The organism is Stenotrophomonas maltophilia (assembly GCF_023518235.1).
GTDB lineage: Bacteria > Pseudomonadota > Gammaproteobacteria > Xanthomonadales > Xanthomonadaceae > Stenotrophomonas.
In genome coordinates this window covers 2874605-2887246 of record NZ_CP090423.1, presented here as the reverse complement: position 1 = coordinate 2887246, position 12642 = coordinate 2874605, and the positions used below count along the sequence as shown (strand labels likewise).

The 12642-nt window shown below is 64.8% G+C and carries 15 protein-coding genes; 7 read left to right on the top strand and 8 right to left on the bottom strand.

The genetic code is table 11. From position 1 onward, the window contains the following. Positions 1 to 174 precede the first annotated feature (174 nt). The 3 genes from LZ605_RS13570 to LZ605_RS13560 are packed head-to-tail and all read right to left on the bottom strand — an operon-like array spanning position 175 to position 3798. Positions 175 to 390 (bottom strand): hypothetical protein, encoded by a 216-nt coding sequence (locus LZ605_RS13570; RefSeq protein ID WP_249842096.1) that lies wholly within the window; start codon positions 388 to 390, stop codon positions 175 to 177. Positions 391 to 445: 55 nt separating this feature from the next. Next, on the bottom strand, positions 446 to 1756 hold the full coding sequence (locus LZ605_RS13565) for an McrC family protein (protein ID WP_249842095.1): 1311 nt from the start codon (positions 1754 to 1756) through the stop codon (positions 446 to 448). Then, positions 1753 to 3798 carry an McrB family protein gene (locus LZ605_RS13560; protein ID WP_249842094.1) on the bottom strand — a complete coding sequence of 682 codons (2046 nt, stop codon included), beginning with the start codon at positions 3796 to 3798 and terminating at the stop codon, positions 1753 to 1755. Before LZ605_RS13560 ends, LZ605_RS13565 begins: the two co-directional genes overlap by 4 nt. Before the next feature lie 286 nt (positions 3799 to 4084). On the opposite strand from LZ605_RS13560, the gene LZ605_RS13555 reads away from it, so the two are divergent. Next, a complete protein-coding gene (locus LZ605_RS13555; RefSeq protein ID WP_249842093.1) occupies positions 4085 to 5230 on the top strand; it encodes a YncE family protein in 1146 nt (381 codons plus the stop codon). A 175-nt stretch (positions 5231 to 5405) separates the two neighbouring features. Beyond that, a complete protein-coding gene (locus tag LZ605_RS13550) occupies positions 5406 to 6095 on the top strand; it encodes a hypothetical protein (RefSeq protein WP_249842092.1) in 690 nt (229 codons plus the stop codon). A gap of 84 nt (positions 6096 to 6179) precedes the next feature. Here LZ605_RS13550 and LZ605_RS13545 read toward each other — a convergent pair whose 3' ends face one another. Continuing rightward, entirely contained in the window at positions 6180 to 6659 is a 480-nt protein-coding gene (locus tag LZ605_RS13545; protein WP_249842091.1) for a DUF4440 domain-containing protein, read from the bottom strand. A gap of 220 nt (positions 6660 to 6879) precedes the next feature. On the opposite strand from LZ605_RS13545, the gene LZ605_RS13540 reads away from it, so the two are divergent. Together LZ605_RS13540 and LZ605_RS13535 are read left to right on the top strand one after the other, a co-directional pair. After that, complete coding sequence (locus tag LZ605_RS13540; protein ID WP_249842090.1) at positions 6880 to 7704, top strand: alpha/beta fold hydrolase; 825 nt, start codon at positions 6880 to 6882, stop codon at positions 7702 to 7704. A gap of 9 nt (positions 7705 to 7713) precedes the next feature. Beyond that, on the top strand, positions 7714 to 7887 hold the full coding sequence (locus LZ605_RS13535; protein WP_249842089.1) for a hypothetical protein: 174 nt from the start codon (positions 7714 to 7716) through the stop codon (positions 7885 to 7887). Between the two features lie 27 nt (positions 7888 to 7914). Here the strand turns inward: LZ605_RS13535 and LZ605_RS13530 are convergent, their stop codons facing one another. Then, positions 7915 to 8595, bottom strand: a complete 681-nt coding sequence (locus LZ605_RS13530; protein ID WP_249842088.1) for a hypothetical protein — start codon at positions 8593 to 8595, stop codon at positions 7915 to 7917. 133 nt (positions 8596 to 8728) lie between these two features. Between LZ605_RS13530 and LZ605_RS13525 the strand changes: the two genes are divergently transcribed. Beyond that, positions 8729 to 9382 carry a hypothetical protein gene (locus LZ605_RS13525; protein WP_249842087.1) on the top strand — a complete coding sequence of 218 codons (654 nt, stop codon included), beginning with the start codon at positions 8729 to 8731 and terminating at the stop codon, positions 9380 to 9382. Positions 9383 to 9448: 66 nt separating this feature from the next. After that, complete coding sequence (locus LZ605_RS13520; RefSeq protein WP_249842086.1) at positions 9449 to 10417, top strand: polysaccharide deacetylase family protein; 969 nt, start codon at positions 9449 to 9451, stop codon at positions 10415 to 10417. A 3-nt stretch (positions 10418 to 10420) separates the two neighbouring features. Here LZ605_RS13520 and LZ605_RS13515 read toward each other — a convergent pair whose 3' ends face one another. From LZ605_RS13515 to LZ605_RS13505, 3 genes are all read right to left on the bottom strand, one after another. Further along, entirely contained in the window at positions 10421 to 11326 is a 906-nt protein-coding gene (locus LZ605_RS13515; protein WP_249844916.1) for a class I SAM-dependent methyltransferase, read from the bottom strand. Positions 11327 to 11454: 128 nt separating this feature from the next. Further along, positions 11455 to 11715: a hypothetical protein gene (locus LZ605_RS13510; RefSeq protein WP_249842085.1), complete on the bottom strand. Its 261-nt coding sequence runs from the start codon at positions 11713 to 11715 to the stop codon at positions 11455 to 11457. A 67-nt stretch (positions 11716 to 11782) separates the two neighbouring features. Continuing rightward, positions 11783 to 12199: a hypothetical protein gene (locus LZ605_RS13505; protein ID WP_107232164.1), complete on the bottom strand. Its 417-nt coding sequence runs from the start codon at positions 12197 to 12199 to the stop codon at positions 11783 to 11785. A gap of 90 nt (positions 12200 to 12289) precedes the next feature. On the opposite strand from LZ605_RS13505, the gene LZ605_RS13500 reads away from it, so the two are divergent. After that, positions 12290 to 12574, top strand: a complete 285-nt coding sequence (locus LZ605_RS13500) for a hypothetical protein (RefSeq protein ID WP_249842084.1) — start codon at positions 12290 to 12292, stop codon at positions 12572 to 12574. Positions 12575 to 12642: the final 68 nt, after the last annotated feature.

Below are 12642 nucleotides of genomic sequence, written 5' to 3'. Positions count from 1 at the left end.
GGCATTGTTGCATGGCAGGCACAGGGCGGAACCCTTGCCGTGCAGCGGTCTCGGCCGTTGTTAAGTTACCGCCTGAATGCGCTCCTAAAAGCACGGTTTGCCGCCGCCCGCGGTTCCAAAAGCGACACTCAGCTCAAAGCGGCGGTAGGCGAGGCGTGCCAATTACGACACGGCTTAACGCTTCGGCGCTACGCCCGGCCGTGGCCACAAGGCATCGTCGCGCTCCAGGTCGTAGTCGCTGCCGAATGCCAGCGCCGCCTCGCGCGGTGGCAGATCCGCGTAGCAACCCAGCAGATACTCATCCATACCGGCATCGCCATGGTCGATGGCGAACAGATGCAGCAACTCCTTGTCGAACGCTTCCAGCCATGTGGCGTCGATTCGGGTCATGGTCATCCTCCAGTGGGACGGGAGGATGACGCGCCCTCGTCTCAAGATGTTGGATTCAACCCGCCACACTGTCCTCCGGCCATACCCACCCCTCAGGCAGCAATACCTCGGCCCGCGTCAGGCAGAACGGCAGCACCCACAACCGCAGCCCTTCGCTGCCCGGAAAGTCGAACACCGGCAGCGGCTGATTCAGCTTGTCGGTACGCGGGTAGACCAGCGCAACCACACCCTGTCCATCCAGATAGCTGCGCCCATAGGCGTGCAGCTGGTAGAAGTCATCCTGCTGCAGGCCGTACTTGTGGGTGCCATTGGCCTGGCCGGCGTCCAGCAGCTTCCACTTGGTGTCCAACACCAGTACGTCTGTCTTCTGCCGGCTCACCACCATGTCCGGGCGCAGCTGGAACCATTTCGCACCGCCGTGATGCACCAGATGATGCCGCCTTACCTGGGTATCCAGCGCAAGATGCGCCGGTAGCTGCTTCTGGAAGTGCCTGGCCACGTACGCCTCGAACAGCCGTTCCATCGGGAACAGCAACGATGGTGCCTGCTGCGCGCCCACCGCCGATGTGGGCGAGAGCCCTTGCAGGATCAAACGGGTCCAATCCAGCGCTTCGCGATAGGTGCGCATGTTGCGGTCCAGCTGCACCCGCTGCATGTCCTGGTCTGGGGTGTGGCTGACCGGCACCTCAGCGAAGAACGCGAGCAGCTCCCGCGCCAAGCGCTGATGGTTGGTCACCCGGGTCGCGCCAAGCACCCTGCGCAACGCCGTGTGGATCAGTCGGTTCTCCGGCCTGTCGATGCTGAATTCATCATGGGCGGTGTGGAAGCGATCGGCACGAACCAGATTGCGGCGTAGATGCTGGGCAACGAGCAGCCTTCCGCGCAGCGCGGGCAGGTCATCCTCGCGCGTCTGGTACTGGCCGCGCAGCCCGGTGCGGGTGACCGCCACCACCGTGCGCAGGAACTCGCCAACGAACACGTCCAGCAGTGGCATGCTGTCGGCGGCAAGCTGCGCATTGCCGAACCGAAGGTGCGAGAACTCCTGCAGGCAACGCAACATCCTCAACAGCAGGCCGCGCGCCTCACCGGCCCCTGCATCCAGCGCCTTGCCCACCTTGGGCAGGATCTCGATCTGTTGGCCGCCTGGCGCGGTAACCACGCCCACATGGCTGGTGACCTGAACACCGCGGCGGCAACGGCGCACCCATGGGGAGAGCTTGCCGTCGATCAGTTCCAACGACTGCCGTTCCAGCCACCGGTAAACGCCATCGGGTACGACGCGCGCACCACCGGGCGCCGTGCCCGATGATGACGCCGGTACGAGTACGTCGTACTCGTGCAGGGTGAGCGTGGCTGCCGTGCTCACTCGTTGCCCAGCAGCGTGTTGTAGATGCCCACGTAGGCGTCTGGCTTGCTCAGGGCATCCGGATTTCGATTGAAACGCGGCCGTGCACCCTGTCCCTCGGCCGCAGCATTGGCGCCGAACAGGCGTTCCAATGTCTGGTCATCGTTGGTGGTCTCCTGCACAAACTGCAGACTTGAATGCTTCTGGTTGTCGCCAAGCACCAACCGAATCTTCTGCCAGTCGTCGTAGAAGTACTCTTCCAGCAAAGGCAGGATCTGCTTCTCGAACAGCGCGGTCAGGGCGGTCATGCGCTCGCTGTCTTCCTTGATGTTCTTCAGTGGCATGAAGTAAGCATGGCCGATCAGATGCTCGCGATCGTAGAGTGCTTCGATGCGCTGGTTCATTGCAGCGAGCAGCTTTGGGATATGAATGGAGACGTCATCCCTGTTAACGCGCAGACCCCCCAGGGGAGCAAGGTCGCCGTCTTCTGAGTTGGGGAGCACTTCCTCAAACTCGAATCGGCGGCGAAGCGCGGTGTCCAGAGATGCCAGGGATCGGTCGGCCGTGTTCATGGTGCCGATGATGCTGACATTGCGCGGAACGGAGAACAGCTGCTGTGAGTAGGGTAGCGTGACCGAATGGCAGTTCTTCATGCCGGTCCGCTTGTCCAGTTCAATCAATGTGATCAGTTCGCCGAAGATCTTGCTGATGTTGCCGCGATTGATCTCGTCGATAACGATGGCGAACATTTCATCGGGATACTTGCGCGCACGCTCGCAGAGCTTCAGGAACACGCCCGGACGAACTTCATAGCGTACCTGGCCCTGCGCGCTATCCTCGATGACCGGGCGCAGCCCTTCGATGAAATCCTCGTAGCCGTAGGACTGGTGGAAGGTGACAAAGGTGTAGCGTTCGGTCCCGCCTTCAACCGCCGACTTCTCGTCCGCCTCAGCTGTGAACTGATCATCCAGCAGGAACTTGAGCTCGTACGTTTTGCCGGTTCCTGGCGGACCGAAGTAGATGCGATTGAACGCAAGCCTTTCCGCGACCTCGCTCTGCACCGCGGGCAGTCCTTCATCATTGTCGTCTACGTCCGACAGATCAGAGGTGGTAGACGCGTCATTGTCGGCCTGGCCAGGCCAGAAACCCTCGCGCTCTTCGTCGGTTCGAATCAGCTCCTGCAGGGCCTCATCATCGGCATCCAGCGCGGTCGCGATGTTGTCGACCATCTTCTCTGAGATGACCTTGCGAACGAACTTGGAAATGCTTGGCAACTCAGGTCGCCAGGTAACCCGGCAGGCGAGCGAACCTGTCACCAGCCCAACCACCGAAACGGCCCGCCCGCTGCCGGCGTTCTTCCGGCCAAAGCGCAGATGGGTGTGGGTACCTGCGAACCACCAGTCCATTCCCGAGTAATGCACCAGCCGAGCCAGTCTGCAGAACTGTGCTGTTTCTTCCGTGGTCCAACCCTTGCGCATGGTGCGGAAGTCTTCGTTGATATCGAAGTGTCTCAGCACGGCATCCGGCTCAACTTCATCGGGCTGGCCAATGCGCTTTGCCACTTCGTCGTAGCTCAGCCCGAACTCGGCGATGGCGTTCAAACTCCACGCCACCAGATCTTCCATGCCAAGCGACAGCCCTTGGTCGATCGGTAGCACTTTAACAATGGGTGAGGACTGGAACGGGCCACGCAACTTCAGATAGGCCTCACGCATGGGGTTGTTGTCTTGCAACTTCACCGTGTCGATCTTGACGACGAAGCCGTCATGGCCGTTGAGGCCAACGGTGTAGGCCAGTGAAGGCGGCGACGCGGCATCGGGATAAATCTTCGCCCAGTTGTAGCCAGCGAAGTGATTGCCCTGGTTGGTGGCGCGTCGGCGGATACTGACGCGGCCATTGGAGAAGCGCGCCGCCTTGATGCGGTTCGCCCAGTCCTGCGTCAAATCGTAGGCCTGGCGCAGCTTGTTGTAGGCGGTCTGATGCGCGGCATCGGTTTGATCGAACTTCTTCCCTTGCAGCGACTGCAGCAGGTTGAAATGTTCTTGTGTGAAGAATTCGGACATCGGGCCTTCCATTACTTGACGATGCGGGCGGACTCATTCCGCCTTGGGATGATTGCAACACCTAGTGCTAGGCGGCAGCAACGGGTGGAACTTTAGGGCGGGCCCCTGGGCGTTGCGCAGGGATTGCGCGGGCGCCCGGTATAGGAGCCCACCCCGCCCCCCTGTCTCCTGCTACCATTCCCCCCGCTAACCCAGCCAGCCCTTCCGTGCGCACACGCCGGAACGGCCGTCTTCGTACGGCCCAGCGAGCCAGGACACCCTCCCGTGCCCTTTCAAGGATGCTCGCATGTTCCGTCATTCCGCTTTCCGCTCGGCCGCCCTGGCCCTTGCCGTCTCGCTCAGCCTCGGCGCGCCCGCCGCCTTCGCCGATAATGCCCCCGCCGCCAGCGCCACCATGGCCGTGCAGCGCCAGGCCGTGGCCAAGGGCCTGTACGAGCTGGCCTACAGCCCGAAACAGAACGCCGTGTTCGTCGCCTCGTCGGGTGGCTTCGGCGATGACGCCGGCCCGGCCCAGGTGCTGCGCCTGAACCCGGCCACGCTGGCCGTCGAAACCCGCATCCCGCTGGAGCGCAAGGCGTTCGGCGTGGTGCTGGACGACGCCCACAACCGCCTGTACGTGGGCAACACCGTGGACCTGTCGGTGACCGTGGTCGATACCGCGCAGAACAAGGCCATCGGCACCATCCAGCTGATGGAAAAGAAGACCGGCAAGGATGGCAAGGCCGCCTACACCCACGACCTGCGCGAGCTGGTGGTCGACAGCGCCGCCAACCGCCTGTACGTGACCGGCCACAGCAGCCAGCCGGATGTGAGCAGCGTGCTGTTCGTGATCGACACCACCACGCAGAAGGTGATCAACACCATCGACGGCCTGGGCAATGCCAAGGCGCCGGGTCTGGCGCTGGATGCGGCCAACAAGCGCGTGTACACCAGCAACCTGCTGGCCGATCTGGTGGTGGTGGGCACCGATTCGAACAAGGTGGTGGCCCAGCACAGGATCGCCGCCGAGCAGCCGATGAACATCGCGCTGGACCCGGCCGGCAAGCGCCTGTTCGTGACCGACCAGGGATCGGAGATGCTGCGCGGCTACCAGGCCAAGAGCAGCGGCCTGGTGAGCAAGCACCCGGGCCAGCGCGTGCTGGTGCTGGACCGCAGCACCGGCAAAGAACTGGCCAGCATCCCCACCGACGCCGGCCCGCTGGGCGTCCTGCTGGACGCACCGCGCAAGCGCCTGTACGTGACCAACCGCGAAGCGGGCACGGTGACGGCCTACAACAGTGACAGCTACCAGAAGGTGGCCACCTACACCGTGCCGACCCACCCGAACAGCCTGGCGCTGGATGCGAAGAACAACGTGCTGTTCGTGAGCATCAAGAACGGCGAGAAGGATGCCAAGGACGCGAACGAGAGCGTGGCGCGGATTCAGTTGTAATGTGAATCCGCTGAGTTGATGGGCCCGTGCCGTCGGCCGTTGGCCGTGGTGCGGGCCCTTTCTCATTGATGCGGCTCGGATGGCGATGGACCAGGAAGTGTTGCAAATGGGGGGAGTGCTTGTTGAAGCCAGACGGGACGTGTAGCGTCATCGGGCTTTAAGGGGACACTTTTCCATGAGTACGTACACCACGCTCGTCGAGCTCGCATTTGAGAGGCTGAGCAAGGAACTCGGAATTCCGAAGGGATTCGTCGTGGCGCTCTATGAGGAGAAGGACTCGTGGAGCTTCATTTCCAAGCTCGCCCAGCTTGTCGAGGCCGTCTTTACCCGTGCCGTGGTCGATGCGCTGCGCGAGCCGCTGATAATCGATGTGATCAGTAATCTTCCGCAGGAGGTGAGGATCAATCTCCTGCGCAAGATGAACATCATCGACAGCGAACAGAAATCCATGTTCAAGGCCATCGCCGAGATCAGGAACCAGTACATTCATGATCTCTCCAATATCGACGTTCCGCTGGATGTCTACATCAGGAACCTGGAGGACGGTGCGAGGAAGGGATTCTTCAAACGGTTCAAGCCGTACATCGTCGACCCCAGGATGTCCGTTTCAGAGTTCATCCTGGAGTGCAGGCCGCAGGTGTTCCACGTGTGTGTACTGCAGCTGCTGGAGGTCCACGGCACGGTGTCCTCCATCAACAACCGGAAGGATCACGAGGCGTTCCGTCTTCAGCAGGCGGGAAGGCTGCTGCCGGCAAGGAAGAAAGGCGAGATGCTGCCGATGGATCGAGTGGCCGTGAGCGAATATGTCACGCAGGCAAGGGACGTCCTGAAGCGGGAAGGCCTGTTCGTGCCGCAGTTCGAGTAGCGGGATCGAATCGCCTCCGCGCCTGCTCACCCATCCGCGGCCCGGAATGTAGAGCGGGCCCGCGAACCATCGCCATGGCGTCCCTCAATCCGCCGGCCGATGGTCGTAACTGATCACCCGCTCCACCTGCCACTGCCCTTCCACGCGCCGCCAGACCTGGATGAAGCGCGCCTGCCCGGTCCAACGCTCCACGCCCTTCGCATCGCGCTCGTGGAAGCGGTGGTCGCCGATCTCCAGCGCCCGTTCGTCGTGCAGTGGAAACACCTGCAACGAGCTCTCCACCAGTTCGCGGCGCAGGCCCGTGTGGTTGGCGCGGGTGCTTTCGCACAGCGCGGCCACGCTGCGGCGGAAGTCGTCGCGGTTGCTGGCGGACTTGCCGGCCTTGTCATGGAAGAACTCCATGTCTTCGGTGGTCATCGACGCGGCCTTGTCGGCGTCGCAGGCATCGAACGCGGCGGCGAACAACTGCGTATCGGCCTGGCGGATCTGTTCGCGCAGGGTGTCCGGCGCGGTCGGGGCGGCGGCGAGGCCGGCGGCCAACAGGGGCAGGGTGAGCAGCAGCATGGGCAATCTCCCGGAAGTGGTTCACGCAGGCTGGCACGGCCCGCTGCGCCCCGCTGACGTGCTGCGACGAAACCGCCGCCGGGCGCGATGAAACCCGGTTTTGGCGGCACGGCCGCCCGGCCACCCTGTGCACGCCGTGTCACAGTGCGCCGCGATTCCCTCACGGGCGGCATAGGGATGGGGCTCTAGCCTGCAACTCTGCCCTTCCACAGGAGCCCCCATGTCCGCTTCCCCAATTCGCCTGCACGTCCGCCTGCACGTTGAAGACACCGGCGGCGATGGCCGCCCGGTCATCCTGATCCATGGCTGGCCGCTGTCGGCCGATGCCTGGAAATCGCAGGTGTCGATCCTGCGCGATGCCCAGTACCGGGTGATCAGCTACGACCGTCGTGGCTTCGGCCGCTCCGAAAAGCCCGCCGACGGCTATGACTACGACAGCTTGGCGGCGGACCTGGCGGCCTTGATCGAAGAGCGCGACCTGCGCGAGGTGACGTTGGTCGGCTTCTCGATGGGCGGTGGCGAGGTGGCGCGCTACGTGGCCAACCATGGTGAGGACCGCTTGCACAGCGTGGTGTTCGCTGCTGCTGTGCCGCCGTACCTGCTGAAAAGTGACGACAACCCGGACGGCCCGCTGACCCAGGACAAGGCCGATGAGATGCGCCGTGGCCTGGAGAAGGATCGCGAGGCGTTCTTCGATGGCTTCACCCGCGACTTCTTCAGCGCTGACGGCAAGCTGATGGTGACCGAAGATCAGCGCCAGGCCGCGATCGCGCTGTGCCATCAGTCCGACCAGACGGCCGCGCTGGGCTGCATGCAGTCCTTCGCCACCACCGATTTCCGCGATGACCTGAAGAAGATCACCGTGCCGACCTTGATCCTGCACGGTGACAGCGACGCCATCGTGCCGTTTGAGGGCTCGGGCGAGCGCACGCATGAGGCCATTGCGGGCAGCGAGGTGGTGATCCTGGAAGGCGCGCCGCACGGTTGCAACACCAGCCATGCCGACCACTTCAATCTGGCGCTGCTGAACTTCCTGAAGAAGTAAGCTGGCGCCATGCGCAAGACCCAGACCCCACCGTGGAAGAAGCCCAACCCCAAGGGCCAGAAATCCCAGCCGCTGTCGCCCGCACAGAAGGAGGCGGCGCGGCAGCGGGCGGAGGAGAACGGGCGCCCGTACCCGAATCTGGTGGACAACATGTGGGCGGCCAAGCTGCCGCGCGGTGATTGATGGTGGCAGCCGAGCGTGGGCTCGGCGCTACCTCTGGCTCAGTGGCGCCCAGCCGGCGTCGGCCCAGGGGGCTACGTCTGCCTGCTGCACCGACACCGCATTGGCCGGCAGGCCAGACAACCGTGCCAGTTCGGCCTGCAATGCAAGCGCATCCACAGCTGAGGGAATGGCCACCTGTAGTCGATCATCAAGGTGCCGAACTTGTACCGGCAGCACGGCGCGCGCTTCATGGTCGCCGCCGAAGCGGCCGATCGGGTAGCGCATCACGACCGGGCGCGCCAGCGGCGCCAGTGCGGGCTGCCATCGTTGCAGCGCCACCGGCTGCGCCGCCGCCGGAACGCGCACTTCGGCCATCGTAACCGGGTAGCCGCGCAGGCTCTCGACCATCACCTGGAAGCGTGCGCCATCGGGCATTGCCACCACCGTAGCCGCCAGCGCCGCCAGTGCGACCATCGTGCCGGCGAAGTACCAGCGACGCGGGGCGCTGGCGGGAACGATGGCGCTGCGCAGGCGCGGGCGGCGGCGCAGTGCGCGCGCGTACAGGCGGCGGTCCTTTCTGCGTGGACTGCGGCTGTGCGCGGGCAGGTTCAGTGGCACCGGCGGCAGGCGCGCGGCACGCGCATTGATCAGGCGCGACAGCAACCAGGCCACCAGCGCGAATGTCAACAGCGGCAGCAGCATGCGGACCGCCAGGTACAGCGTCACCATCGTGCGCACTCCTTGCACGCGTGCCTCTTTCCGAATGCACATCCTACCGATACGCGCCGTGCGTGTCGCATCTGCTAGCCGACAACACTGGCGCCCTTGGTTAGCATGGCCGCAGTTTGTAACGGATGTAACCATGCGCGCGACTGCCTCCCGTCTTGGCCGCCTGTTCGGGCCAGCGTTGATGTTGTTCCTGTTGCAGGTGCTCGCGTTGCTGGCGCTGGGCCTGGACGCCGGCTACTTCCATCATCGCGTCGCGCTGCTGCTGGAGCCGCTCAGCCCGGCCTGCGGCGGGCCGGATGCGGCGGCGCGGCTGCAGGTGGCCGAGCAGCTGATGGCCCGTGCCGAGGCGCTGGATGATTGGCAACCCCTGCGCTGGATTCCGCTGCTGGGCATCGTGCTGGCACTGTTGGGCGCCATGACGTTGTGCGCCAGCCAGGCGTTGCGCTTGCCCCAACGATGGCGCGCGGCGGGCGGGTCGCTGGCGCTGCTGCATGGCGCCGCATTGGCGTTGGCGAGCTGGACGCTGCACCTGTATGAGAACGCCTGGCGCAGTCTGGCCACCCTGTCACCTGCGACATGCCTGGTGGATCTGACCGAGCATGGCAAGGTGCCGCTGGCGCAGGCGCAGCAGGTGGTGTTCCACATTCTCACCCGCGAGCATGCGCCGCTGCAGCGCAACCCCGACGATCTGGCCCTGGTGCTGACCTCGCTGCTGTTGATGGCGATGGTGGCCAGCCTTGCGCTGTGGCGGGCTGTGGCACGCGGCAACGCATCCGTCGAGGGCTGAGGCCCATCTCGGCGAACGCCTGCATTCGCGCTACAGTCCACGCAGTGTCCTGACAAGGAAGTACCGATGCGTGCGTTGTTGCGAGCCCTGCCGTTGCTGTTGTTGTCACTGGCCGTGCAGGCCGCCGAGGTCGATCGTCGCATTGCGGTGACCATCGATGACCTGCCGTGGGCGCGGGTGGACGCGATCGTACCGGCCGATCTGCAGGCGCGGCACGCCGCGTTGATGGCGCAGCTGCACCAGGCCAACGTGCCGGTGGTCGGCTTCGTCAACGAGAACAAGCTGGAGGTGGGTGGGCAGGTGCAGCCGGCGCGGGTGCAGATGCTGCGCGACTGGCTGCAGGCCGGCTACGTGCTGGGCAACCACACCTATTCGCACATGGACCTCAATGCCAAGGGCGTGGCGGCGTTCCAGCAGGATTTCCTGCGCGGTGAAACCGTGCTGCGGCCGCTGCTGGCCGAGCGTGGGCAGACGCCGCAGTGGATGCGCCATCCCTACCTGCGCGCCGGTCGTACACCGGAAGAGCGCGCGCAGATGGACACGTTCTTCAAGGCGCATGGCTACCGCGTGGCACCGGTGACGGTGGACAACGGCGAATGGGTGTGGGCGTTCGCCTATGCCAACGTGATGAACGAACAACCCGATTCGCCTGCACGCGAGGCCACGCTGGCACAGCTGCGCAAGGGCTATGTGCCGTACATGCTGAACAAGCTGGATTACTACGAGAAGCAGTCGCAGGCGCTGCTGGGCTACGCGCTGCCGCAGGTGTGGCTGATGCATGCCAACGAACTCAACGCGGCCACGTTCGCCGAACTGGTGGCGGCGACCCAGCGCCGTGGTTATCGCTTCGTGTCACTGGACGAGGCGATGCGCGATCCGGCCTATGCGCGCGGCGCCGAAGGCTACAACGGCCGCTATGGCCCCAGCTGGCTGCACCGCTGGGCGATGGCGGAGAAGAAGCCGAAAGACTTCTATGCCGGCGAGCCGGTGGTGCCGGCGTGGGTGATGCAGCTGGCGAAAGTGGATTCGGAGTGAGGCTCAGCGCTTCACAGCCAGTACCCCATCCAGTGCCAGCTCTGCCTTGAAACCGGCCTTTTCCAGCCGCTTGGCCACTTCGCGGGGTACATCGCGGCCGCTGGTGAGCTTATTCGGTGCGCCGGTGTAGTGGAACAGGCGGCCGCCCTTGCGGATGACGCGGGCGAGGTGGTCGTAGAACGCCTGCGAGTACAGTTCGCCGGCAATGCCGAAGCGCGGCGGGTCGTGCAGGATTGCGTCGACGCTGTTGCTGGCCACCTGTTCGATCTGCTGCGAGACATCGCCGTGGCTGAACTGCAGGCGGCCCCCGGCAGCAGCCGAATCCGGATCGGGCGACCACGGGTTGAGCGTGCGCAGCCACATCACATCGGCGTTCTTCTCGAACGAGCGGATCTGGCCGACGCCCGCCTCCAGCGCGCAGGCGGCGAAGTAGCCCAGGCCGCCGCAGGTATCGAGGATGATCTTGCCGGCCGGGGCGACCAGCTCGACCTTGCGTCGCGCATCCTCGAACGGCGACAGCTTCGAGGTGGGCAGCATCTTGATGCCGTCGATCTCGAAGGTCGGCGCGCCCCATTCGGTGGGCACCAGCTTGATGAGTGAGCCGCTGTAGCGCGAGATCGGCGCGAAGTCCTCGCCATCCCAGTAGTACAGCGTGCGGTCCTTCAGCTTGCCCGGCCACGGGAAGTGCTGGTCGCGGAAGCCGAAGCCTTCGGCGTCCAGTGCAACCGTATCCTGGCTGCGCCCCAGATCGAGCGAGCCCTGCCAGTCGGTGGCGCCCTTGTCATGGGCACGGCGCAGGGTGTCGGCGCTGTCACGGGTCAGCAGGGGGCCGGTGTAATGGGGCACGGCGGGTACCGGGGCGGTTCGGGGGAGGGCATGGTACCGCAGCTGTTGTAGAGCCGAGCCCATGCTCGGCTTCACCGTGCCTGCATCCACGCATGGCGTGGATCTACCCCCTAAGGGCCGAGCCTGCGCTCTGTACGGGTACAGGTGAAGCCGTGCGTGCTGCCTGCCCCTGAGATGATGGCGACACCACGTCAGGGCTGCATGCCCTGCAGCGCGTATGAGCGACGGTGGGCATCCTGGGTCTCCGGAGGCTGCCGATGAAAGTCGTAGCGCATGCGGCCGTCTTCCAGCAGCAGCCAGTGCACGGTAACGCGCTCGTGGCTGCCGTTGCCGTGGTCCCAATCCAGTGTGCGCATCACCAGGGTCTGGCCATCGGGCATCTCGCGTACTTCGTCATACGCGCCTTGGGTTTTTGCGGTGCTTGTCGCAACCAGAAGGAACAGTAGCAGCATCGTCCACCGCCCAAAGAGGGCAGTGTGTGTTCGCCCGGCGGAGAGCGGCCATCAGAATCGTTGCAACTTACGGACACTTCACCGCATACACCGGCCCGGCGCCGATCAGCATCAGTGCCATGTAGTCGCTGTCGCTGGCCTTGCCTTTCAGCGTGGCGCCCTTGTTGAAGTGGAAGATGCCGAAGCCGCCGGCCATGCGGATCAGGGCGCTGTCGATCTGTGCGGCGTCATCGCGGAAGTAGCGGCCGATCTCGCTGGTGCTGGCCTTGTGCAGGGCATTCGGGTCGCGCTGCCACTGGCCATCGCGACCGAAGGAGACGAAGTACTGGCCGCCTTCCTTGTCGATGCGGAAATCGGCGGGCTTGCGCGCGCTGGTGGCGAAGCAGCCCTGCAATGGGTCGGCAGAGAAGGGAAGCCCTGCCTCACCACCGCAGGCGGTGAGCAGCAGGAGGGCACCGGGCAGCAGCAGGCGGAGCGTGCGCATGGGATGTCCCTACAGGGCGGGTGCGGCTAGTGTAGGCAGCAGTGGGGCGTGGCCCGTACAGAAATTCGGCAAGGTCAGAGGGGTTTTCGGATGGCGCAGGGCAAGGCACCGTGGTGCGGCGTGGCCAGTTGGCTGGGCATTGCAGTGGGCTGGGGCGCGGGCACGTTGGCGGCGCAGGCGTCACTGGCGGCCGGCGGCAATGGGCTGGCCGCAGGGCTGGGCGTGGGCGTGCTGGGGGCCGCGCTGGTGGGGTGCGGACTGGCGGTGGCCTCGCGCGTGCGCGGTGAGCGCTGGCCATGGATCGGTATTGGCGGCGCGGTACTGAGTGCGGCGCCGCTGCTGATGTACCTGCTGCGGATGCTGTTGAAGCTCTAGGGGTAGTGCCGGCCGCTGGCCGGCATTCGCAGTCCATGGGGTTGCCGGCCAGCGGCCGGCACTACCGA